A 23,486-nucleotide genomic window follows, 5' to 3' on the forward strand; every position below is an offset into this window, starting at 1 on the left:
GGTGCCGGCGGCGTCCGGGCCAGCCTTCTTTGACGGGACGCCCGTTCGATTCCACGATGACCCGCAGCAGCGGCGGTGCGAGCGGCGCGACGGCCCGGCCCACGGACGAGCCGCTCGAGGGAGATCGGATCGGCGAGACCGAGATCGGCGCCAACCCCGAGCGGCGGCTCGTGTTGAACCCCACGAGTGGCGACGGCGACCACGTCGAGCGCGTACGACGGCTCGCTGCCGAGTACGGGTTTCCGGTCGTCGAGACGGAGCGGGCCGGCCACGCGACCGAGCTGGCCGAGGCGGCCGCCGCCGACGGTGTCGACCTGCTCGCGGCCTGCGGGGGCGACGGAACGGTCAACGAGGTCGTTCGGGGACTCGTCGCCGCCGACGCGCTCGAGGACGTGACTCTGTGTGTGATCCCGACCGGCACGGCGAACATCTACGCGTCGGGGCTGGGAATCGACTCCGTTCGCGACGGGTTCGACGCCGCGCGCCGCGGCGACGTGCGGCGACTCGATCTAGGAACGGCCGACGGCGAACCGTTCGTGATGTCGGCTATCGCCGGGCTCCCCGCCGCGGCGAGCGTGGCCGCGTCCGGGGGGCTCAAGTCCCGTCTCGGCGAGCTCGCGTTCGCCGTCGAGGGGATCCGAACGGTCCGCGAGTTCGACGGGTTGCAGGCGAGCGTCGCGGTCCGAACCGACGACGGTGCGTACGTCTGGCGGGGCGAGGCCCTGTGTCTGTTGATCGGCAACCTCCGACGGTTCGTCGGCGGGAACGAACCGGCGAACGCCGAGGACGGACGGCTCGAGGTGACGATCGTCGACCGCGTGTCGCCGACGGACGCGATCGCCGGGGCGATCGAACGACTCGTTCGGCGGGAGTCGTCCCGCGTCGCGACGATCGAGGCGACCGCAGTCGAAGTCGTCGCCCTGGACGATGTCCCGATCGAGTTCAGCCTCGACGGGGAACCGCAAACGCACGACGCCGTCGAAATCGGGGTTCGTCCGGGCGCGCTTCGTGTCTGCGTAGGCGCCGACTACGCGGACCGAGCGTAACCGTCACGTCCAGCGCTCGAGCGGTTGGAATGACTGGTGACGCTAGTACAATCGAATTGAAGGCTGTATGGGTTCGTTCAGAACACGTGTCGTACTCGTTGCAGTAGCGCTTGTCATACCGGCTGCATTCTTGCGATTAACCGGAATACGAAATCTTTTGCCACCGTGGCGATGATGCTCACAGCGTTATGGGTCAGGGAAGATCGGCGGCTTCTATCCTTCAACTTCTCCAGCAGTTAGACGGCCACGAATTCGAACACTTCATCGCCGATCTCTGGGCTCGTCGCGGGTGGAACACCGACGTAACGTCCCAATCGAGTGATAAAGGAATCGACGTGATCGCCACGAAAGCGTTCCCGTATCCGAAGAAGGTTCTCATCCAGACGAAGCGATATCGCGACACCAACTCAGTCTCCGGACCCGAGTTACAGAAATACGCCTCGCTAAAGCAGCGAGAGAACGTCGACGAAGTCGTCGTCATCACGACGAGCGAATTCACGAACCAGGCCAAAGTTATCGCCGACGATTTCAATATCAAGCTGATTGACGGCAAAACGCTGCAGCGATTGGTCGGCGAGATGTCCGCCGAAGATTTGGTCGCAACCTACGCGGACGGGGACGAAATCCAGAACCACCCGTACACTGAGAGCATCAGCACATTTGAATCTCAATCTCAGACGACTATCGTCGCCGAATGCGAACTCTTCAGGGCAGACCTCGTCGGATACGAGTGGGTCACGTCGTCGGACCCTGCCGTGCAAAAGCCGACGGCGTTCGACGGCCCGTTCTTCGCGTTCGAATTCACGAATCTCGTCGATTACGATCTCTCCTTGCATCCCTGGGAGGATTTCACCGTCTACGATGACCGCGGCCGTTCGTACACCCAGGAGATGCGATTCTCGAGGAACAGCTATTTTCCGGGGGAGTGGCAGGTCAAACAGCCGGTCATCCCCGCCTCGGGAACCGCTAAATTCGCGTTCTACGTCGGCGATGTGGAGAGCGACGTTTCCAAAATACGATTTCGGAACAATACGCACCTGCTACTCGACGATTACGATCGAGAATCGGACGAATTCTCTAGGGAGGACCTACTGCAGAAAGTAGAGTGGATGATGTACCTCTCCGAAGAGCGGAAGGCGGACGTCCCGAATCTCCCGCCGGAACTGGCAGATGCCGTCAAATAACCCAGTCGGCATGACAGAGTTACTGGCAACACCACACCACCGTTTCCTATCCTCTGACTTCCCCCACGACTGAAGCTGTGGGATTCTGCTGGCCACGGACCAGCGCCCGTCACAGTCGGTCATCCCTACGTGGGAGTTTTGTACGACTTCCTCCGCAACGAGCCGCAGTGGTCGAGTCCCCTGTCCGAACTCCGCGATATCGAGGTTGTTGCTGACCGGCTCCCGGATCGATTGCTCGAGACGCGAACGATCGCCGTCATGACCGGCTGAGAAGAGTCCGAATCAAGAAGGTATCTCCGTCCGGTCGCAGATGTCGACACGTTCGTCGAAACGTTCGCGTTGCCAATCTACACGACGGACTTGAAACCGCTCGATCGACGGGGGAGTACCGCCACGGCCACGTGTGGCATCGGGTCCGTCGTCGCGGTCCTGACTGTAGTCGGTCCGTGGGCATCCTCAACGGTGCTACTGTGCGTCGTCTTCGAGCGCCCGTTCGTATCGATCCACATCGGACGCTCTAGAACCAGGCCGACCCTGACGAGAGTGAGTACAACGATACAGCCCGATAGCGGATACCTCTGTCTTCAGGCGGAGGTCAAGCAACCAACGAATCCAGTTCGAAAAGCTAGACTACAAGCCGAATCTGTTCTTTTCAGCCGATCTCTGACTAATTCTCGGATATCTCTAGCTATTACGTTGTGGGTCCGACCTATCTTCGGTTAAATGTAGGGTAGCTTACTCTACACCTCGCCACTTTGTCGAGCAACCCATCGGTGAAATGGTTTCGATCGGATACTCCTCTCCTGAGAGGACGGCGTCGATTGCGTCTCGAACGTACTGCTCGGAAACGTCTTCGCCCTCGCGGTCGTCGTCAATCGCGCCCTGGTAGACTAGTTCGCGGTCCTCATCAAAGACAAAGGCATGGGGCGTACACTGCGCGCCGTACGACTTTGCGACCTCCTGGGATTCGTCTCGAAGATACGGAAAGTTGAAGTCCGCAACGTCGGCTCTCGCGCTCATATGCTCGAACGAGTCCGTCGGATAGTATTCGTTCCCACCGGCGTACTCCTCGATCGTATTATTCGAATTGATCGCCACAACATCCGCGTCGTCGTAGTCCGCCTGGATCGCTTTGATGCGGTCCTGATAGGCTTGTGCGGTAGGGCAGTGATTGCAGGTAAAGACTACGACGAGTGCCGAAGCGTCGAAATCTTCGAGCGTATAGGTCTTGTAGTTGACCGTCGCGTATTCTCCGCCGGTCACGCCTGGGAGTTCGAAGTCCGGTGCTGATTCACCATCGTCAAGCGGTTGAACTTCCATAGATACTGATTATCGATTGTGGTTGTTATGATTTAGCACAGTGGCAGTAGCGCTGAATGCCGTTCTACAGGTGAACTGCTTCAGGGTCAAGCCCGGTGCGGTTCATGCGTTGACACACCGCTCGTATACGACGACGAGCGAGACGGCGTGGACGGTCCCGGCGACAGTCGTACTGCAGAGTGAGCCGATGACGGGAACCTGCGCCAGCGCCCAGGAGCCGATCCCGACAAGGAGTACGACGCCGGCAATCGCGGTCCCGTATCCCCTCGAGGAGCGCCAACTTACGCTGACCGGCTGCAGAACACCGCCCTCACGGAGCAGGGTCACCGGCACCAGGAACAGGCGGACGGCCACGAACAGTAGCCCCGCAAGCAGCGCCAGTCCGACCAGGAGACGGTCAGTGCTGTACTCGAGTCCCATCGCGGCGGCCACCTCGACGAAAACCGTAAGGAAGCCAACGCCGCTTGCGTACACGAGGAACCGTCGCCGGTGGAACGGGGCGTCGCTCGCGCGCCGCATCGTCTCCCAGCCCGCGACGACGATCGCAGCGAGGACGATGAGCTCAAGCCCCAGGGCGTAGCCGAGCAACGGCGGTTGCAGGTCGACGAGCGCACCCAGTGGCCGCTCCGTGACGAACGTCCCGGTCGGATAGATCGCGTACGAGGCGTGGAGCGTCGACTCCTCGATCCCCGTTGTGGCGGGCAGCGGATCGTGCTCGCGAAGCAGATCGGCGACGAGGGCGAGACAGCCTGCGAGGAAAAACGGCAGCCACAGCCTCGGATCGTCGCGGAGTCGGGATCCTGTGGCTCTGAGGATGGTCGGATCGCTGTCTCGAGGGTGGATGACTGGATCATCGAGCGGCGACTGCGACCGACGGCCGCTCGAGGCGTCCCCGTTGCGATCGGCAGCAGTCGGTCTCGATGTGGGTACAGTCGTCTCGGAATCGAGCGTCGTCGATCCGGAGTCGGCCGCAGTCGCCTCAGGATTCGGATCATCAGCGCCCTCGATTGGAGACTCTCGATCGCGGCTCATGGCGTCTCCTCCAGTGCGATAACCCGACTTCGAGCGACCGCGTATAGTCGGTCGTCGCCGACGATCGGTGTCGACAGCGGCACCTCCGGCGACTCGTATCTGAACCGCTCGTCACCCGTCTCAGCGTCGAGACCGACCAGCGCCGCGTCCCGTTCGACGGCGTAGACCATCCCGTCGGCGACGACCGGCGTCGTCTCCCCGTCGAACGGGACCGACCACAGCGACTCGCCCGTCTCGAGATCGAGCGCGTGAAAGCGCTCGCGTCCGTCGCTCAGGAAGATCGTCCCCTCGGCGACCGCGGCCGCTCCGTCGACCGCGTTCCCCTCGAGGTCGCGCCACCAGAGTACATCGCCGGTGTCGGCCTCGAGGAGCGCAACCCCGTGTCGCGTCGTGACGACGACCCTCGCGTCCGTCGCCGGTGAACAGAGTCGCATGTGATCGACGTCGTCGTGGAGCGCTGCCTCCCGTTGCCACAATTCCGTGCCGTCCTCGCAGTCGTAGGCCAACACCTGGCCGGGCCAGTTCGCGACGAACAGCGCGCCGTCGCGGACCGTCGGCTGCCCGAACGAGGTGCCGACAGTCTCGTCGTCGTTGACGGTGACGCACCAGCGCGTCGACCCGCTGTCGGCATCGACCGCCGCGACGTCGTTGGTTCCGGGGACCGGCGCGTACACCGTGCCGTCGACCGCGACGGGATCGACGGTCGGTCGGTGCTCGATCGTCGATCGGTACCGACCGGATCCCGGTCCCGTCCAGCGTCGGCTGCCGATGGCGCGGTCGAGCCCCGGCACTTCGAGCCCGCCGCCGGCGTTCAAGCCGTATATGCCGCCCGTCGCCGTCACCGCCAGCGTGAGCGTCCGGTACGACGACGCCGTCGCCGCAGCCGCGCTCGAAGTGTACGGTCCCGGGTTGCCGAACCGTCGCTCGCCGCCGTCGACCGCGAGCGCCAGCAGTCCGTGTCCGATCGCGTAGAGCGTGTCGCCGAGGCGGATGGGTGCGCTGGCGCCGCGGAACCACGCTGGTGCGTCGTGGGCCCATGCGACTCGCACGTCGTTAGCCGGTCCCGACGCGTCGGGATTGTATCCGGTACCGGCGGGGTCGTACCGCGGCAGCGGCCAATCAAGGTGCGACGACGCGACCGGGCCGGGTTCCGGCTGCGCTCGCGAGACGACACTGGCACCGGCGGCGCCGCCGACCAGCGTGATCCCCGCGCCGGTCAGGAGCTGACGTCTGGAGGGCATTCGATCTCGAGGTGGGCTCTTCGCTCCCGGTAATTGTTTCTACCGATACTAGTCCCGATAGATTTGTTTTTATTACTACCGGATCAAACGGGGATATGGTTTCCCGTCGCTCCGCACTCCTCCTGACTGTACTCCTCGCGGCGGCAGTCGCAATCGCCGGCGTCGGCGTTGCCATGGGCACCCCGGAACCCGTCCTGACGCTCGAGAACGACGATACCGCGTCCTACCACGTCACCGCCTACACCGTCGACGATCGGGACGAAGCCGGCTACCTGAACTTCGAAGTGACGACGCGGGACGGCGACCGACGGCTCGTGAGCTACGCCGATCTCGTCTGGCCGGACGGCTATCGGAACGTGACGCTGGTCGACGACGGCGTCAATCGGCAGGCGTTCGTCGTCGGTCCGAACGAGACCACCACCGAACCCGTGGAGGGGTGGACCCGCGGCGACGTGACGGTGTACGTGATCGAGCGCGGTGACGAGCGAACGCACGAATGGTCCCGAACGGTCACCTGCGGCGGTCGTGGCCAAGAACACGAACTCCGATTCGACGATGACTCCGGCGGAGGCGGTTCGACGGTCTGTGCGGGCGGGGTCGGCTGGCTATTCCGGTGACTGGCGGCGACCGGCCTGCCACGGTCCTGTGAATTTCAAAGCTCAACTCCTCGAGGCTGTCCCCGAACTCGAATCCCACGTTGATCTCTCGGATGTTGAGGAATCGATTCAGGAAACGTTCGCGCCTGCCGATCGATCCCGATTAGGTGACTCGAGGACAGCTCAAACGTAGTCGCTCTGACTCTCGTACACCGACGGGTCGTCTTTATATTTCTCGGCGATGGTCTCGAGGGTAACGAACTGCGCGTTCTCGTGCCCCTGCACGTACTGGATGAACTCCTCGAGCAACGGAATCATGTGCGGCAGGCCGTGGATGTCTGGGTGGATCGTGAACGTGTACACGCCGGCGCCGCGGCGGTTGTAGAGGTAATCGAACTGGCGCTTGTAATACTGCTCGTACATCATCTCCGGGTCCTTGTACCCGGCGTGGTAGATCGGCTGTTTGATGAACAGCATCGGCGGGATGTCGTCCCGGTACCAGCTGATCGGAATTTCGACGACGTCGGTCTCCTCGCCGTACTGGTAGGGTTCCATCCACGTCTCCGGCTCCTCGTCGTACTGGATCTTCTTCCAGCTATCGTCCTTCCGCATCCAGCCCGGTTCGAACATCCGCTCCATGAGGCTGCTATCGTACAGGAAGCCGTGCTTTTCGACTAGTTCTGGCGTGTTCTCGCTGAATTCCCACCAACTGGCGCGGTGGCCGACCGGTTCCGAACCGGTGACGTCCTCGATAAGATCGATCGAGACCTCGAGGATCTCGTCCTCCTGGTCCCGCGAAAGGTCCGTCGGGTTCTCGTGGGAGTAGCCGTGGACGCCGAGTTCGTGGCCGTCGGCCGCCACCGCCTCGATCTCGTCGCGGAAGGTCTCGATCGTGTGGCCGGGGACGTACCACGACGTCTCGACATCCAGGTCGTCGAAGAGCGCGAGCATCCGCGGAATACCCTCGTTTCCGGCGGCCAACCCTCGAGAAAGATCCGCAGGCGAGTCTGCGCCGCCGTAGGAGCCGAGCCACCCGGCGACGCAGTCCGCGTCGACACCGATTGCGACATCTACTGTTCCCATGTCCAGCAGTGACTCTCGATAACCAGCGGGAAAGAAGTGTATCACGGGTGTCCGTGACCGTGTTCAAATCTGACAGGGTACGCCTAGAATCCTCGGGGATCCGCTGGTCCCGCTTGTCCCAGCGGTACTCGACTAAGTCACTTTCACCCGCCGCTGCCTCGGCATCGGTACGGCGTACCGGTCCGTACGGTTCGGCCCGATACGAACATCCGGTGCAAACGTTACCCCGATATCGTCGAGTTCCTCAGCAGCGCTTACAATTGTCGAACCCGGTACGAGTCCGTCGATCGATACGCCGTTCGCCGCGGAGGCCGACAATTCGGTCCTCCGATGACGCAGTCGCTGCGTTATCGACTCGATATAATATACCAATATAATTAGCCAGCAGGACTATAGCTTCTACTGATCATTTGCTATACGACGAGGGGGTGTGGGGAGCGGTACCGACCCAACCGTCCCTTTGGCCCGAAGACAGAGCCTCCTCGTCTACCAACACGCCGTTCCGTTGGTATGCACCTCACCATTCCGATCATCGATTCGGTCACCGGCTCATCCCACCGGTGATTCTCACCCCAGAGTTAACTGCGTCGTAGACAGTCAAACTCGCGGGCCTCGATAGAGTAGACGGCTCCGCTACAGTAGACGTGTACGATAGCGATAGCCTACGTACTGTCCCTTCGTGCCGGCACCCCGTAGTCAATGTGGACCTCGGGCGTGCTCGGCGAGTTCGGAGCGGCAATGCCGTTCCAATCGATGATACGGATATCCGCCATTTCACCGGAAAATCGGAACCGCTTGACCTCCTCCCACCCCTGAAGGGGTGGGATTCCCGAGCGTTGGGATATTACGGTTTGCAGTCTCCCTGTTCTCTCGGTGTGAACCATCCGCTCTCGCGGTCGAACAGGAAGACTCCGGGCTGGGCCAACCAGCCGTTACTCATATCCCCGGTCGGGGGACTCTGAGTTATCTTTCGTCGGATATTCACCGCACCGTTCACGTCGGCGTTCATCGTCGTCTCGCACGACTCACAGACGTACAGACCACGCTCCACGCGGTTGCTGTCTCGAATCTGCCCACAACACGAACACGTCTTCGAGGTGTTGTCTTCGTTCACCCGGTCAACGAGGATGCCGTGTTCTTCGGCCTTGTATTCGAGCAGGTTCGTGAACCGGTCGAATGCCCACCCGTGCAATTTCTTATTCCCCGACTGACCCCAGTTCCGCGAGTCACCGTTTTCGTCTTCCCGGATGTCGCTGAGGTCGCCAACCGCGATCTTCGCCACATCTTCTTCGAGACACCGCTCAACGATGTGCTTGCTGAGAGTGTGGAGGAAGTGGGCTTTGCGTCGGGAGAGTTTCCGACGAGCTTTCAACGCACGCTTTGACGGTCCGTTCTCGCCTTCGGTCTGGTACTCCTCGCGAGTGAAATAGTGCTTATCCTCTTTCAGCACGTTCCCCGGATACAACTCCGAGGGGCCGTCCTCGTAGTCGATGGCGAGGTAATTGCTGATGCCAAGGTCGATGCCTGCCGTGTTGTCGCCGGGCGCGTCTTCGACAGGAATTTCTTTCTTGCAGACGAGGTGGAGTTCCCATTCGTCTCCGTTCCAGACGGCACGCACCTGCTGGATGTTCTCGACTTCTACGTCTGGTCGGGTTTCGTACTCGGCGAGGATGAAGTCAGACCGTCCCTCTTTCAGATTCCAGCCTTTCGAGAGTCGGAGTTGACCGTGTTTAGCGTCGTGCTTGATGCCTTTCTGTTTCCACGTCACGGTGGAGCGTGGGTGTCGATCGCCACGTTTCCGATAGCCCGGTGGGTTGTTGCCATCGTCGGAGCTGTACCACCCATTGAACGCCTCAGCAAGCTCTTCGAGAACTCGCTGACTTGACTGGGAATGCAGGTCACTGTAGCGTTCGTGGTCTTTCAACTCCGACTTCAGCTCGGCTTCGTCGGGTATCTCACTGTCTTCAGCCCACCGTTGTTGGATGTAGTAGCGGCCGACGTTCCACAGTTTGGACGCGGCGAACCCGCACTGGTCGAGGTCGTCACGAACCTGTGAGTGGTTCGTGATGCGTGCGACATAGGTGCGGGTCGTCTCCAACATCCGTACTGTATTCATAACCAGTTATGAGCAATATACTATTAAAAATTATGACCGGCGTGGAATATCCATCCGAGCGTTCGAGCGTGGTGAGTCTCCCAGTTGTCGGCTTCATCCCACGGCTAAAGCCGTGGGTTTTCGCCTCGAAATCTCTATAAGCCTTCTCTTCGGTGAAACCATAGAAATTGATTAACTGCTCATCGCTCAACCATCATATACCCTATAAATCGACATACTGGCGCTCCCACTCTTGTCGTTCCGCAATCGCTTCTTCACCGTCCGCAGTGATAGCATAGTAGTTCGTTCGGCGATCGAGTTGCCCCTTCTCGACGAGTTCCTTATTAACGAGCGTATCGAGATTCGGATAGAGTCGCCCGTGATTGATCTCGTTACTGTAGTACTGCTCGACTTCCTCCTTTACATCCTGGCCCGATGGCTGATCATCACCCGCGATGACGTACAGCAAGTCGCGTTGGAATCCAGTGAGGTCGTTCATCCTACATGAGTATTCAACAATGCTGTATTTGAGTTCTTTTCCGGATAAGACTAAATGTATATATCGGATGAAAGTCTATTTTTCCATCACGGTGGGCTTCAAATCGAGAGTTATTGCACCCGTACAGCAACAAATCGAATGAGTAACGGTTGGAAGGGAGCAGCTCCACGAATTTGGGATAGAATACGACTGCGAGTCTTATCTTTCCACGCCTTCACAAATACGTAGCTGTCGCTGCCGTCCGAACTCAGACTACCTCGATGCGGCCCGCCTGTGTACATCACGAGCCAACTCGTCCAACTCCAGAACGCGAGATTCTCGGATTCGAATCCGGTCTCGAAGCCTTCAAAGATAGTTCTCGAAAGTTGGTTGAACCAGTAGCCGAACACGAGTCCTACAATCATCTCGCACTCATCTACGATTCTCAGGATGAGCAGTTCGAAACCGTGATTCCGTTCATCACGCACGGACTCGAGTGCGGGGAACAATGCACTACATCGTCGATGAAAACGATCCTGAAGCGGTGCTGACAGCGCTTCGTGAAGCCGGGACGAACGTTGACGAGGCGATCGAGTCGGGAGCGCTCGTGATGGCTACCGCCGAGGACTCGTATATGTGGAACGGGTCGTTCGATCCCGATGAGATGGTTTCGATAGTCTTCGGGATGATCGAGGACGGATCCGAGGAGTACGAGGAGGTGCGGATTACCGGTGAAACGACGTGGGCCTTACATAAGTTCACCGCCATTCCCGGGTATCCATTAGGAAATTGGCATTGTGAACAAACAGTCATCACGCCACTGGGGAAATATTACCACAGTATCACATAAGAGTCTTCGTCCGTGGTGATGGAAAACTCACACGACTTTCCGCGTGGAAGGAGAGGCTTACAGGTCAGCGACCCCAACTATGGGTTCGGCCGAGCAAGTAGGTACTGGCGAGGGGGGTGGGGGACATACTGTCGTTGCCAGCCAATCGTTGGCCCGAAGACAGCCCCTCCTCGTCTAGTAGACCGATATTTTGAGCGGTCGGAGACCGATTGGCGGTTCGAACCAGTCCTGATGGCGTCGCTAGAGAGAGTGCCAATCGGCCGAACTGATACGGGTCTGGATCGATCTCCAGACCCCGCGGTGATGCCAACGAATAGCTGATTCGCTGTTGACGAAGGGACGGGGTGGGCCGACGGAATATCGGGCAGCGACCCGTCCACCTCGCGTTTAACTGTTCGGTCAGTCAGTGTTGTAGATCTGTCGGTCGGCAACTAGATTGCCTGTACCACTCCGCCAAGACGAGCCACTCCAGCCATCAAAGAGACGGACAAACGCATCCGGTAGCTCGACTACTGGTAGTCAGTCACGAGTCGCTGTCGAGGAAAGCTTGAAGAGATGAAGTGTGGTTGTCACCATCTGTCATGGAATTTGCACACGACGAATCGAGACGGCGACTCGAGGAAACGGTTGCGAACGGCGAGCCGATCATCGGCGCGGGTGCCGGGACGGGTATGTCGGCGAAGTTCGCCGAGCGCGGCGGCGTCGACCTGCTGATCATCTACAACTCCGGCCGGTACCGGATGAACGGTCGGGGCTCGCTGGCGGGCTTGCTCCCGTACGGCGACGCCAACGAGATCGTCCTCGACATGGGTCGCCAGGTATTGCCGGTCGTAGAGGACACGCCCGTGCTGGCAGGGGTCAACGGAACCGATCCGTTCCGACAGATGGACGTCTTCATCGAGGATCTCAAGCGGCGCGGATTCTCGGGCGTCCAGAACTTCCCGACCGTCGGACTCATCGACGAGGACAGCCAGTTCCGCCAAAATCTCGAGGAGACGGGAATGGGCTACGACAAGGAAGTCGAGATGATCCGGGAGGCCGCCGAGCAGGACATGCTGACGTGCCCGTACGTCTTCACCGAAGAGCAGGCCCGCGAGATGGCCGAAGCTGGTGCGGACGTCATCGTCTCGCACATGGGACTGACGACGTCGGGCGACATCGGCGCCGAAACGGCGCTCGATCTCGACGCAGCCGCCGAACGGGTACAGGCCCATCACGACGCTGCCACGGACGTCAACAACGACGTGCTCGTCATCTGCCACGGCGGGCCGATCGCCTGGCCGGATGACGCCGAATACGTCCTGAACGAGACGGAGGGCGTCGTCGGCTTCTTCGGGGCCTCCAGCCTCGAGCGGTTGCCGACGGAGGAGGCCATCGAGAACCAGGCTGCCGAATTCAAGTCGATCGAGTTCTGACCATGACCGATACACACTTCGTCGAACCGGACGACGTCGAGAGCCTGGCGTTCGACTGGGGCGTCCTCAAGTGGTTGCACACACCCGACGTCACCGGCGGCGATCGGTTCAGCGCGGGCGTCGTTCGACTCAAGCCGGGGAAGGGCCACGAGCGGCACACCCACCCCGAAAGCGACGAAATCCTCTACGTCCTGCGTGGGGAGGGGAGACAGGAGGTCGGCGACGAGACGCGCGAGATCGCGGCCGGCGAGTTGGTGTTCGTTCCCGAGGGCGTCGAGCACGGGACGGAAAACACCGGCTGGGAGCCGCTGCTCCTGCTGGCCGTCTACGCGCCGCCGGGGCCGGAGGCACAGCTGCGTGAGCAACCGGACTGCGAGGTCGTTCCCGCCGGTGAACTGCCGACCGGGGACGCCGTCGAACCGGGTGATGGCGACCCATGAGCGTCGTCATCATCGGAACGCTGGACACGAAGGCGGAGGAAATCGGCTTCGCCAGGGACGTGCTCGAGTCGCAGGGCGTCGACGTTCGCGTCGTCGACGCCGGCGTGATGGGCGAACCGGGGCCGACGGTCGAACCGGAAACGCCGGCGAGCGAGGTCGCCGAGGCGGCGGGAACGACGCTCGAGCGCCTTCGGAACGAAGCCGACCGCGGCGAGGCGATAGAGGCGATGGGGGAGGGCGCGGCCGAAATCGCCGAGGAACTCCACGAGAAGGGTGTCATCGAGGGGATCCTCGGACTTGGCGGATCGGGCAACACCTCGATCGCGACGGCGGCGATGCGATCGCTGCCGGTCGGCGTTCCCAAACTCGTGATTTCCACGATGGCCTCCGGCGACACGGAGCCCTACGTCGGTGCGCGAGATATCGCGATGCTGTACTCGGTCGCGGACATCGAGGGGCTAAATCAGCTCTCGCGGCGGATTATTACGAACGGCGCCCTGGCGATGGTCGGGATGGTGGCGAACGATCCCGACGTCGACGTCGACGATCGGCCGACGATCGGCGTGACGATGTTCGGCGTCACGACGCCCTGCGTGCAGGCGGCCCGCGAGCGACTCGAGGACATGGGCTACGAGGTGATCGTCTTCCACGCGACCGGGACGGGCGGACGCGCGATGGAGTCGCTCGTCGAGGAGGGCATCATTGACGGCGTCCTCGACGTCACGACGACCGAGTGGGCCGACGAACTGGTCGGCGGCGTCTTGAGCGCCGGGCCGGAGCGACTCGAGGCGGCCGGCGACGAGGGCGTCCCGCAGGTCGTGTCGACGGGCGCGCTCGACATGGTCAACTTCGGGCCGCGCGATTCGGTTCCCGAGGAGTTCGAGGGACGGCAGTTCCACGTCCACAATCCGCAAGTGACGCTCATGCGGACGACGCCCGAAGAGAACGCCGAACTCGGGGCGATCATCGCCGAGAAACTCAACGCAGCGACCGGCCCCACCGCGCTTGCACTCCCCCTCGAGGGCGTCTCGGCGATCGACGCCGAGGGCGAGGACTTCCACGATCCCGAGGCCGACGACGCGCTGTTCGACGCGCTGCGATCGACGCTCGACGACGATATCGAACTGCTCGAACTCGAGACCGACATCAACGACGAAACATTCGCCGAGGTGCTCGCAGAGACGCTCGACGAGTACATGCGAGACGCCGGCCGAGCCCCGTAACAGCGGGCGCCAGTCGAAAGCGGTCGATAGAACGAATACCGAGTCGGGGTCGATGATGTGGGTGTAGCGCCCGACTCGGTACCGTCCCGTCGTCGGCAGCGACGATAGCGCTGTCGTCAGGATTTTCGACTAGTGGCTGGCATCCCCGCCGTCCGCTTTCCCGGACCCAGCTCTCTCACCGTTCTCGTCGGGGATGGTGAAGAAGAACGTCGTCCCTTCCTCGGGCTCGGATTCGGCCCAGATACGGCCGTTGTGAGCCGTCACGATGCGTTTGCAGATAGCGAGACCGATACCGGTTCCGGGGTACTCATCGCGGGCGTGGAGGCGGTTGAATACCTCGAAGATGTCGTCGGTCATGTCCGGGTCGATCCCGATCCCGTCGTCGCGGATCGAAAAGAGCCACTCGTCGTCCCGCCGTTCGGCGGAGACGTGAATGTTCGGTGGGTCGTCGCCCGCATACGTAATGGCGTTATCGAGGAGGTTCTGGAAGAGGAGAACGAGTTGCCGCTCATCTCCGTTCACAGTGGGTAGTTCGTCCGACGTGATGGTCGCATCGCGTTCGTCAATTGCCACCCGAAGGTCCTCTCGCGCCTCCTCGAGGACCGTCTCGCAGTCAACCGGTTCAAAGTCCTCGGCGTACGTGTTTACTCGAGAATATTCGAGCAACGCGTTGACCATCTCCCGCATCCTGTCCGCGCCATCGACGGCGTACTCGATGAACTCCTGGGCCTCAGTATCGAGGTCGTCGCCGTATCGATTTTTGAGTAGTTGGAGATAGCTAGAGACCATCCGTAACGGTTCTTGAAGGTCGTGAGAGGCGGCGTGAGCGAATCGCCTGAGCTCTTTATTCGAGCGTTTCAACTGGGCGTTGGTCTGTTCGAGCTTCCGCTCGTACTCCTTGCGTTCGGTGATGTCGCTCGCCATCCCGATCCACTCGACAATGGTGCCGTCGTCGTCCAGCATCGGTACCGCACGCGAGAACGTCCAGCCCAAGCTCCCGTCGACCTGTTCGACCTGGTGTTCCAGCTCGAAGGTGCTCTTGGTCCGGATCGCCTCGTCGATAGCCTCCTCGACACGCTCCTGATCGTCCGGATGAATGTATTTATCGAGCCAATCGCTGGTCGATTCGTCCGTGTCGTCGATGAAATTCTTCCCCTCGAGCTGGTGCATTTCGCTCCAATCCGGGCTCATGCGATACACGACGTCCGAACTCGCGTTGACCAGTGCTCGGAACCGCTCCTCACTCCGCTGCAGCGCCTCCTCGGCCTCCTTGCGCTCGGTGATATCTCGTGTCGTCCCGGCGATGGCTTCGACGTCCCCCTCATCGTTGAATACCGGTGCAAAAATGTAGTCGTAGATTCGACGACCCTGCTCGGCGTGTTCGAACGCTACTTCCCCCCGGATCGGTTCTTTCGTCTCCACGACCCGGTCGATCTCGCGTTCGTGCATTTCCGCGTGCCACGGTTCGTAGCCGTTTTCTCGGAGGGTGTTTCCGATGGACTCCTCGTAGGTTTGGTCCCACATCTCCAGCAGGGCGTCGTTAGCGAAGATGAATCGGTAGTCGAGGTCGAACGCGTAGACGAGGTCGGGAGTACTGGAGACGATAGTCTCGTAGAGTCGCCGTTCCTGCTCGGCCTCGATAGACAATTCCGTCGTTTCGGTCTCGGGTCCCGTTCGGTCGGGACTCTCAGTCTTCGTCGCGGAGTCCGCATTTTCGACGGCACAGGCGATCGTTATCCCGACCTCTGCAAGTGGTTCTCGTTCGACTGCGTCGAATCCGTGCGGGCGGTCGGTGGCCAGTTGCAAGACGCCGTACAGTGACTCTTCGTAAACGAGGGGGATGACCGCACAGTTCTGTCCGATCGCGATCTCGCGTGTACGCACTGCCTCCCTCGTTAGTTCCCCTCGAGGGGAGTCCTCCGTGAGCGTGATTTCGTCGAGCGTCTGCTCCCCGATCCCAGCAAACGCTGTTGGGACCACCGCTTCTTTCGTCGGCTTGTAGCGACCGATCCACGCAAACGAGTACAACTCCGATGCTTCGAACAGTTCGCAAACGCGTTGTCGGATCTCGTTTGTAGAGATGCTCGGAATCAAGGCTCGGGTGACCGCTCCTGTCACCTCGTGTACGGAGTGTCGCCCGGTGGAACTCATTGGTTACTTTCTCTCGGTAGAAGCGGTTTACCCTATCGGTTCTGATAGCAGCGGACGACCTGCAAACGGTCTACGGACATGGCGTCGTCGCAACGTCTTTCAAAAAAGAAACTGATGCTGACGGGTTACCCAGTCGATCCGAAGCCGACAACCCTAACACTCGAGAGCGCGGCCGATCTCGAGCGCGAGGTGTCGATCGTCGGCGAGGCCGTCGCTGACGAAGATCGAATAGTACAGGTCGCCGTTGGTGGTGGCGCCGCCACACGACCACTCGAGTTCCGTACCCTCGTCAGTATCGGCGATCGTCCCCGTCGCGTCGCCGATGGAGACGTTGTCACCGCCTCGGGCGAACAGTCGCGGTCCGTCGCTGGTCGTCACCGTGATCGTTTCGCCGTCGCCCCGATACGATAGCGAGACCTGTTTTCGCTCTTCGTCGGGGAACTCGTAACTGGTGATCTCGTCGAGCGCGAGTGCGTCCGGGACCGTCGCAGCCGACGGCTCCGCGACGGAAAACGGAACAGCGTCGGCAGCAGCGTCGACAGTCTCGTAGCTCTCGATCGACGGGAGAGCGATTTCGTCGACGCTCTCGCTTCCGTTCTCGTCCGTCGGCGGCTCGAACTCGAAGCGATCGTCGTCGAACCCCGGATCGACCGTGAGGTTTCGATAGGTCGTCTCGAGCGAGACGCTCTCGCCCGCGACGCGATGCTTGACGGGGAACAGGTGGTCCTGATCAAACCACACGGCGACGGTCTCCGTCGATCGGTCCGCACCGTCGACGTCGCCGCCGTCCCGCTGCAGCGGGATGGCGTACTCGGTGTCACCGACGAGGACGGTGACGGAGCGACCGATCGACTCGTTCGCGGGCGGGTCGAATGCGACCCGATACGTCTCCCTCCCGTCGATCGTCGTTTCTTCGATCGATTCGATTTCGTACCGTTCGACGTACCGCTGTTGGTGGGCGTACACGCCCTCGAGGAACGACGACGCGTTCGGATCGACCTCGAGGCGCTGCGCGGTGTCGGCATCGCGGTCGTACTGCCACCGTGTGGAACCGTTGCTGACGATCACCACGCCGTCGCCGGTCTCGATACGGCTGGCACCGTCGGCGCGGAACTGGACGTCCTCGCGGACGGTCGTCGTCTCGCCGTCGATCGTGTGGTTGATTTCGACGGTCGCGGCGAGTTCCGCCGGCGGTGTTGCCTCGGTTATCCGGGTCTCGAGGGACGCGTCGGAGACGCCGGTACTCGGGACGGCGACACACCCCGCGAGGAGCACCGCGAACAGGACGGCGATCGCCGCGGGTATCGCTCGCGTTCCCGCGAAGTTGGGGGCCATATTGCATACACATTAGTCGAGCAACATTACCTCTCTGATGCTCGATTCGAACGTCGGGCGAGCGCGTTCTGTCCTCGAGTAGACCGGACCGAAAAAAGTCACCGCTAGATCGCGGACTATATTTCAGTTCGATAACCAGAACGTAACGACGGTGTCCCCGAAGCACCACATCGAGACGCTGCCTTCGCCCGCAACGGTCACTCGACGCCGCTCGTGTGCATCCGCCGTCGGACTAGCACGACGCGAGACGATCAGACGACCGGACGGATGAGTCGAGAACGCCTTAGTCGACGCCGACTGCTCGCGATAGTCGACGACCGACAGACAGTCGTCTATCGGGCTACTCGCGGTCGTCGTCCTTGTCGCTGGCTTCGCTGCGAGCCTGATCGACCGCGTCGATGACGTCGATCGAGACGCCCTCGTCTTGCTCGACCTCGGAACCGTTTCCGAATCCGCCGCTGATCACGCGTCCGAGCGCCCGCTCGAACGGCTCGTCGAGTTGTTCCACCTCGTCGGGGTCGGCCTCGACGAGAAAGCCGCTCGTCACGTTCGGCGACGTCGGCACGAAGTACAGCGCCTGCCCGTCGGCCGTCGAGCGGCCGGTTTTGAACGCCGTCATCCAGATCTCGTCCCAGGCCTCGAGTTTGACCGGCTGGCGGAGTTCCGTCTGCTCGTTGACCGCGGTTTCGGCGGCCGTCTTCGAGGCGTTGTAGACGACGCGGACGCCGGGAAGCGCGTTGGCGCTGGTATCGATCGCTCGTTCGACGACGGCACCGAGTGCCGTCCGCGCTACCAAGCCGGTTGCATAGAGCAGCCCCAGCAACAGCCCGCCCGAGACAGCGACACGAAGCAGCGCCGTCAGTCTGGCGCGGACCATCTCGTTCGCGATGAGCGTCTCGAGAAACCACTCGGGGACCAGCAGGTCGGGCGTGAATCCGTCGACGAACCCGTACAGGACGTAGCAAAGGTAGCCGATGACGAGGATCGGCGCGAGGACGATCAGGCCGCGGGAGAAATCTCGTTTCCAGGAAGCCATGTAATGACGAGCGGTGGTAGCTACCAGAACTCGGACGGCTGCCGAGTTCAACGTTTCGACACGCTCGAGCGACTCGCGGACTTCGGGCGGGGACGGTACTCGAAGTTGCCCTCGGCGTCGTAGCGGGAGCCGCGCTCGAGCGGTCGTGTTACCGCGCGCTCGACATCGCGTCGGTCGCGGTGTACCTCGTCAGTAGACGGCAATAGTTCGACCGCCTCATCACGGGTGATCGCTGGAACCTAGCGGTCGTTCTCACTACCCTCTCGTTGCGAGATGGCGTCAGTGAGGACGGAATACGTATCCAGTATCCACTCAGAGAGTGGCGGACGCGGGTCATCAGCCGGGCACGTGGATGCTCATCAACCAGAAAACCGTTCTACACACTGCCGTGTAACTGTATTCTCCGATTCGACTGGACCGCGACGACGGAGACTCGTCGCGCGATCGCTTCGACGGCGAGAAATCGATGAATCAACGAGTAAGAGACGGTATATTCTGGTGGACCTGTTTGGGTAGGGCTCGAGACAGATGGTGCCTTATGCATGAATATTAACTATTGTGGGCGGCCAATCCTGGCTCATGGAGTTCGATCTCGACAGTTTCAGTGCTCGCGACTGGGAACGCCCGACGGACGCCGATCCGATCCGGTTCGCTATGGTCGGGCTCGGGTGGTGGACGCGCGAGCAAGCGATCCCTGCCGTCGAAAACTCGGACTATTGCACGACGACAGTCCTGGTCAGTTCCAGCACGGAGAAGGGCGAGGACGTCGCGGCCGACCTGGAGGGGGTCGAAGCGACGCTCACCTACGACGAGTACGCCGACGGCGCGGCGACCGACGCCTACGACGCGGTGTACGTCTGCACGCCGAACGGACTCCACCGCGAGCACGTCCAAGCGGCGGCCGACCACGAGAAGGCGGTCCTCTGCGAGAAGCCCCTGGAAGCGACCGTCGAGGACGCCCGGGCGACCGTCGACGCCTGCCGGGACGCGGACGTGCCGCTGATGGTCGCCTACCGGCTCCAGACCGAGCCGGTGGCCCGCCGCGCCCGAGAACTGATCCGGGACGGCGCCATCGGCGATGTCGTCTCGGTACTCGGGCACATGTCGGACACGATCCTCGACGCCGTCGACGAGACGAGCTGGCGGTTCGACCCCGACCTCGCCGGCGGGACGACGCTCAACGACATCGGGATCTACCCGATGAACACGATCCGATTCATCCTGGAAGAGGACCCCCAAGCGGTGTACGCCCGGACGGAGTCCGAGCAACCGGCCTACGAGGGAACCGACGAGCACGCGGCGTTCCAGCTCGAGTTCCCCGACGGCAAGCTCGCCTCGTGTACGGTCACCCACAGCGCGTCACTGGCCTCGAGCCTTCGGTTCGTCGGCACCGAAGGCGAACTGAGCATCGAGGGGCTGTTCTTCCCGAACACCCGGAAGGTACTCCGGGTGTCCGGACCGGACATCGAGGGCGAGTATCGGCCGGACCCGGTCGACCAGATGCGCGAGGAGTTCGACTACTTCGCCAACCGCCTCCAGCGCGGTCTCGACCCCGAACCCGACGGCGAACACAGCATGGTCGACATGCGCGCCATCCGCGCCCTCTACGAATCTGCCGAGACGGGACAGCGCGTCGAACTCGACCTGTGAACGAGCTCGGAAACCGGTGCCGGCCAGTTGTTTGAGCGGATTTGCTCGAGGCGGTATGCTGTCGGAGATTGTCGGCTGAACGTAGGTCTCGAGGTATGTGAATGAGGAGTAGGGTGGATCGTGGAGTGTCGCCAAGGCGACAACGTCAAAAAATTACAGCGCCCCGCTCACCTTCGCGCAAAATCTCCAATTGAAACTCACGAAGTGCAGTGGTATTATACGAGAGTTTATGAGTGAAGATAGTGCCAAACTGGATATCATGCAACACCCCCAAGATGATTTGCTAATCGTCTACGCGCACTCATTACTTGCTCAAGAATACAAAGGCTCAGAGAAAGAAGAATGGGCCCTGTATCTCGCATCCAAGATTGCAGATCAGCACGGACTTACCATTTCCGAAGCGATTCGCCAACTCAATTAGATTCGTTCGATTTTGCTACTGCACCAGTACTGCCGTTTGTTACTGATATCTTTCTCAACTAAGTTTTTCAATCATAATATCGTACTTGTTTCTATGGCACGGACTGAAAACGCTAAAGAAGATGCCCCTAAGCCTCGAGAGTACCGTGCACTGAAACGTGCCGCTCAAGAAAAAGTAACATCTGCAAGGCAAGACGATGTTGAGTTTCAACTTGAGTGTGAATTTGTTCTTCGAACAATGGGCGAGTTAGGCCTTCGAGCAGGTGAAATATCTCATATGAGGGAATCTTGGATTGACTTCGATCGGTGTGAAATCCACGTTCCAGAGCACGATCAATGTAATATGGGTGATGATGGTGGACCTTGTGGGTACTGTAAGGCTCAAGCAAAGGATTCTGCCGAAAAACGTGATATCACGTACGAAACAGCCCTTCGGGAAAGGTGGAAACCAAAAAACGAACATGCAGCACGAACAATTTGGTTCGGTTGGGATGAAGATTTAGTGGAATTAATTGACGAATTCATGTATAAAAATGGAGAGTATCTTCATTCTCGAGTCTCTGTGAATCGTCGCATCAAAACTATTGCTTCGGAATGTGAGATGGTCGATAAGGATGAGGTATACCCTCATGCTCTACGGGCGCACGCAGCAATGTATCATGCAAAGAAGGGAATGCGTGCCTATCACTTATCAGAATTGATGGGTTGGTCAAATATTGATGCAGCGATGGACTATATAAAAATGACCGCAGATGATGTTAAGACAGAAATGAAGAGAGTTCACAACGGCGCAAGGTATTGATTTAGTTTAGATCTACTTTGTCATCTCCTCCATCCGGATCAAGAAGGGTGTTACCTCACGATTTCACTTTCACTGTGGTTTGATTGATATTATATGTTTATGCTTCATGCTATCCACTATACATGACTAAGTATGAGTTTGTGAAAGGGCGATGGAAGAACTTAAGCGGATTTGACGGTGCACCTGTTCTACATCCAAGAAATCAGTGTAAATACTGTGGAGAGCCAATACAGGGTCAATATCGGAAGTGCTACTTTTGCAAAGAGGGAAGGAATGCAGTACGAACACACATTGAAAGAGTATATACTGTCTCTGTCTACTTTAAGCAAAGGACAGAGGGTCACGAATTTTCTAAAGAACTGCTTGAAGCAAAAGAGGGAGACCATAAAGAAAAAATGGCTAAAGTCCTGAAATGGGGTATTGATAACCTAGGTCTCCTATCAAGTACTGAACTCCTTGTCGTACCTCCGTCGGGTAGTGGTGCGGATTATAATCATATGGTCGAGATCGGCAAAGTCGTCAGTGATTTGACTGGGAAGCCGCTTTGCACATCTACGTATAAAGAAAAGGATTACCAAGCTCAAAAAGAACTGCCCAGTGAAGAGCGGATAGAAAATGTACGTGACGGCGTGGGTTGCGATAAAGATTTGAGCGAATATTCCTCTGCCGCAATTATTGACGATATAGTTACAACTTGTGCTACAATGTCAGATACAGCCCGTGCAGTGAAGGAATCTGGTGTTGACAGAGCATTCGGACTAGGTATTGCTCGATCAGTCAGCTGTGATGGATTAGTTCATGCCCATGCAATGAGGGAGGTGTAAAGATGAACACACATATGGTAATAGCGGCTTTGAATGATGAATACAAATTGAATAGCCAGCGAATGGTAGACCTTCTTAGAGACGCAAATGAGAAGAAGCCATTAGAGGAAGTGGATATAAATATATTTAAAGATCTCATTAGGGCAAAATCGCTGTCTGACGATGACATTGCGCCTTTAGCTAAAAAGGCCCTCTCTGTGCTGAATAACTCTGATTGGGATTTTTATGAGGATTATATTAGAGATGTTGAAGAAAAAGGTATGAAGGTGATATCCATTTTAGATAAGGAATATCCTTCACAACTTCTCAGAATACAAAAACCACCTCTACAGTTGTATATCAATGGTGATCCTCAGTCTTGGAACGACGCCATCGCGGTTGTTGGGACTAGGGAAGCGCATGATCACAGGATCAAGTTCGTAGAGGAGATCGGCGAACAGTTGGTTAATGGAGGACACACAGTCGTAAGCGGTCTTGCTAATGGAGTAGACGAATCAGCTCACCGTTCAGCAATTGAGTCAAATGGAGATACCATTGCTGTCCTTCCGAGCCATATTGAAAATATATACCCCAAAAGTAATGTGCCGCTCGGAGAGGAAATACCGTCAAATGGGGCCTTGATTAGTGAGGTAACATCAAAAATAGGCATTCATCGTGGCCGCTTCGTTGAGAGAAATAGAATTACATCTGGGCTTTGCAAAGCTGTAATTATCGGAGCATCTGGTGATAGCGGTGGTACTGTCCATCAGGCTAAGTTCGCAGATAGCCAGAATATTCCTATATTCCTATATGACCCGAAGAATGGGGATGGGCAGTCTCCCGATAAACTTGATAAATATGGAGTGCACCGTTTCGAAAGTCTCGAAGAATTGGAAGACTTGGTCCAATCCCTTGAGAACGAATCTAGGTCCGGCCATAATTATACTTTAAACGAATACTCCAACTAACTAGTTGAGGTCTCCTCACTCATCTCCCTCTGCCTTCCCCTCTACGGTCGTCCGTCAAGAGAACTGGTTTCCCAGATATGCACACGAACACCGACTTATCGTGTTCACGATCGAAATACGCTGTATGAGCGTTTACAGCAATAACTTGGGGCATTTTCCAGAGCTCTTTGGCTGAAGATATAGACGCCAACCGACGACCTGGGTTCACGAGCGGGTGATGACAGCTTCATCCCGGAACCCAAACGAAACTGGAACGGATCTCATCGTCACCGAGTACGATACGTGTTCGAGCGCCCACTCTCAAGTACGAGAAGGTAG

General features: G+C 59.1%; 22 protein-coding genes and 1 pseudogene. 14 read left to right on the top strand and 9 right to left on the bottom strand.

The window, feature by feature from the left end; genetic code table 11:
• The first annotated feature begins 56 nt into the window (after nucleotides 1–56).
• The 4 genes and pseudogenes from HALXA_RS19010 to HALXA_RS22280 all read left to right on the top strand — a co-directional run bounded on the left by HALXA_RS19010 (nucleotide 57) and on the right by HALXA_RS22280 (nucleotide 2,500).
• Complete coding sequence (locus HALXA_RS19010; RefSeq protein ID WP_013875884.1) at nucleotides 57–1,046, top strand: diacylglycerol/lipid kinase family protein; 990 nt, start codon at nucleotides 57–59, stop codon at nucleotides 1,044–1,046.
• Nucleotides 1,047–1,234: 188 nt separating this feature from the next.
• Nucleotides 1,235–1,603 (top strand): annotated as a pseudogene (locus tag HALXA_RS22875) (restriction endonuclease); the annotation flags it as partial.
• Between the two features lie 9 nt (nucleotides 1,604–1,612).
• Entirely contained in the window at nucleotides 1,613–2,230 is a 618-nt protein-coding gene (locus HALXA_RS22880; RefSeq protein WP_245550151.1) for a hypothetical protein, read from the top strand.
• Between the two features lie 129 nt (nucleotides 2,231–2,359).
• Nucleotides 2,360–2,500 carry a hypothetical protein gene (locus HALXA_RS22280; RefSeq protein ID WP_171814696.1) on the top strand — a complete coding sequence of 47 codons (141 nt, stop codon included), beginning with the start codon at nucleotides 2,360–2,362 and terminating at the stop codon, nucleotides 2,498–2,500.
• Between the two features lie 465 nt (nucleotides 2,501–2,965).
• Here HALXA_RS22280 and HALXA_RS19020 read toward each other — a convergent pair whose 3' ends face one another.
• The 3 genes from HALXA_RS19020 to HALXA_RS19030 form a co-directional block, all read right to left on the bottom strand.
• Nucleotides 2,966–3,550 (bottom strand): thioredoxin family protein, encoded by a 585-nt coding sequence (locus HALXA_RS19020; protein ID WP_013875886.1) that lies wholly within the window; start codon nucleotides 3,548–3,550, stop codon nucleotides 2,966–2,968.
• 102 nt (nucleotides 3,551–3,652) lie between these two features.
• Nucleotides 3,653–4,582 carry a hypothetical protein gene (locus HALXA_RS19025; RefSeq protein ID WP_013875887.1) on the bottom strand — a complete coding sequence of 310 codons (930 nt, stop codon included), beginning with the start codon at nucleotides 4,580–4,582 and terminating at the stop codon, nucleotides 3,653–3,655.
• Nucleotides 4,579–5,823, bottom strand: coding sequence for a PQQ-binding-like beta-propeller repeat protein (locus HALXA_RS19030; RefSeq protein WP_013875888.1), 1,245 nt, complete (start codon nucleotides 5,821–5,823; stop codon nucleotides 4,579–4,581). The genes HALXA_RS19025 and HALXA_RS19030 overlap by 4 nt, the downstream gene beginning before the upstream one ends.
• A gap of 95 nt (nucleotides 5,824–5,918) precedes the next feature.
• On the opposite strand from HALXA_RS19030, the gene HALXA_RS19035 reads away from it, so the two are divergent.
• Entirely contained in the window at nucleotides 5,919–6,440 is a 522-nt protein-coding gene (locus HALXA_RS19035) for a hypothetical protein (protein ID WP_013875889.1), read from the top strand.
• 162 nt (nucleotides 6,441–6,602) lie between these two features.
• On the opposite strand, the gene HALXA_RS19040 is transcribed toward HALXA_RS19035, so the two are convergent.
• The 3 genes from HALXA_RS19040 to HALXA_RS21235 all read right to left on the bottom strand — a co-directional run bounded on the left by HALXA_RS19040 (nucleotide 6,603) and on the right by HALXA_RS21235 (nucleotide 10,096).
• Entirely contained in the window at nucleotides 6,603–7,502 is a 900-nt protein-coding gene (locus tag HALXA_RS19040) for a polysaccharide deacetylase family protein (protein WP_013875890.1), read from the bottom strand.
• A gap of 844 nt (nucleotides 7,503–8,346) precedes the next feature.
• On the bottom strand, nucleotides 8,347–9,603 hold the full coding sequence (locus tag HALXA_RS19045) for an RNA-guided endonuclease InsQ/TnpB family protein (RefSeq protein ID WP_049895557.1): 1,257 nt from the start codon (nucleotides 9,601–9,603) through the stop codon (nucleotides 8,347–8,349).
• Nucleotides 9,604–9,820: 217 nt separating this feature from the next.
• Nucleotides 9,821–10,096 carry a PadR family transcriptional regulator gene (locus HALXA_RS21235; RefSeq protein ID WP_013875892.1) on the bottom strand — a complete coding sequence of 92 codons (276 nt, stop codon included), beginning with the start codon at nucleotides 10,094–10,096 and terminating at the stop codon, nucleotides 9,821–9,823.
• A gap of 487 nt (nucleotides 10,097–10,583) precedes the next feature.
• On the opposite strand from HALXA_RS21235, the gene HALXA_RS19060 reads away from it, so the two are divergent.
• The 4 genes from HALXA_RS19060 to HALXA_RS19075 all read left to right on the top strand — a co-directional run bounded on the left by HALXA_RS19060 (nucleotide 10,584) and on the right by HALXA_RS19075 (nucleotide 14,003).
• Nucleotides 10,584–10,925 (top strand): MEDS domain-containing protein, encoded by a 342-nt coding sequence (locus HALXA_RS19060; protein ID WP_049895561.1) that lies wholly within the window; start codon nucleotides 10,584–10,586, stop codon nucleotides 10,923–10,925.
• A gap of 581 nt (nucleotides 10,926–11,506) precedes the next feature.
• Entirely contained in the window at nucleotides 11,507–12,340 is an 834-nt protein-coding gene (locus HALXA_RS19065) for a phosphoenolpyruvate hydrolase family protein (RefSeq protein ID WP_013875893.1), read from the top strand.
• A gap of 2 nt (nucleotides 12,341–12,342) precedes the next feature.
• Complete coding sequence (locus HALXA_RS19070; protein WP_013875894.1) at nucleotides 12,343–12,780, top strand: cupin domain-containing protein; 438 nt, start codon at nucleotides 12,343–12,345, stop codon at nucleotides 12,778–12,780.
• Nucleotides 12,777–14,003, top strand: coding sequence for a Tm-1-like ATP-binding domain-containing protein (locus tag HALXA_RS19075; RefSeq protein ID WP_013875895.1), 1,227 nt, complete (start codon nucleotides 12,777–12,779; stop codon nucleotides 14,001–14,003). The genes HALXA_RS19070 and HALXA_RS19075 overlap by 4 nt, the downstream gene beginning before the upstream one ends.
• A gap of 129 nt (nucleotides 14,004–14,132) precedes the next feature.
• Here HALXA_RS19075 and HALXA_RS19080 read toward each other — a convergent pair whose 3' ends face one another.
• The 3 genes from HALXA_RS19080 to HALXA_RS19090 all read right to left on the bottom strand — a co-directional run bounded on the left by HALXA_RS19080 (nucleotide 14,133) and on the right by HALXA_RS19090 (nucleotide 18,525).
• Nucleotides 14,133–16,154 carry an ATP-binding protein gene (locus HALXA_RS19080; protein ID WP_013875896.1) on the bottom strand — a complete coding sequence of 674 codons (2,022 nt, stop codon included), beginning with the start codon at nucleotides 16,152–16,154 and terminating at the stop codon, nucleotides 14,133–14,135.
• A gap of 153 nt (nucleotides 16,155–16,307) precedes the next feature.
• Nucleotides 16,308–17,489 (bottom strand): LolA family protein, encoded by a 1,182-nt coding sequence (locus HALXA_RS19085; protein ID WP_013875897.1) that lies wholly within the window; start codon nucleotides 17,487–17,489, stop codon nucleotides 16,308–16,310.
• A 340-nt stretch (nucleotides 17,490–17,829) separates the two neighbouring features.
• Nucleotides 17,830–18,525, bottom strand: coding sequence for a DUF502 domain-containing protein (locus HALXA_RS19090; protein WP_013875898.1), 696 nt, complete (start codon nucleotides 18,523–18,525; stop codon nucleotides 17,830–17,832).
• A 579-nt stretch (nucleotides 18,526–19,104) separates the two neighbouring features.
• Here HALXA_RS19090 and gfo6 point away from each other — a divergent pair.
• The 5 genes from gfo6 to HALXA_RS21250 all read left to right on the top strand — a co-directional run bounded on the left by gfo6 (nucleotide 19,105) and on the right by HALXA_RS21250 (nucleotide 23,168).
• Nucleotides 19,105–20,175, top strand: coding sequence for a D-xylose 1-dehydrogenase Gfo6 (gene gfo6 / locus HALXA_RS19095; protein WP_013875899.1), 1,071 nt, complete (start codon nucleotides 19,105–19,107; stop codon nucleotides 20,173–20,175).
• 229 nt (nucleotides 20,176–20,404) lie between these two features.
• On the top strand, nucleotides 20,405–20,596 hold the full coding sequence (locus tag HALXA_RS19100) for a hypothetical protein (RefSeq protein WP_013875900.1): 192 nt from the start codon (nucleotides 20,405–20,407) through the stop codon (nucleotides 20,594–20,596).
• Between the two features lie 93 nt (nucleotides 20,597–20,689).
• A complete protein-coding gene (locus HALXA_RS21240; protein ID WP_013875901.1) occupies nucleotides 20,690–21,397 on the top strand; it encodes a site-specific integrase in 708 nt (235 codons plus the stop codon).
• Between the two features lie 122 nt (nucleotides 21,398–21,519).
• The gene (locus HALXA_RS21245) at nucleotides 21,520–22,221 is read left to right on the top strand and encodes a ComF family protein (protein WP_013875902.1); all 702 of its coding nucleotides are present in this window, start codon (nucleotides 21,520–21,522) and stop codon (nucleotides 22,219–22,221) included.
• A 2-nt stretch (nucleotides 22,222–22,223) separates the two neighbouring features.
• Entirely contained in the window at nucleotides 22,224–23,168 is a 945-nt protein-coding gene (locus tag HALXA_RS21250; protein ID WP_013875903.1) for a DNA processing protein DprA, read from the top strand.
• The last annotated feature ends 318 nt before the right edge of the window (nucleotides 23,169–23,486 follow it).

Origin of the sequence: Halopiger xanaduensis SH-6 (genome assembly GCF_000217715.1) — an archaeon.
Taxonomy (GTDB): Archaea; Halobacteriota; Halobacteria; order Halobacteriales; family Natrialbaceae; genus Halopiger; species Halopiger xanaduensis.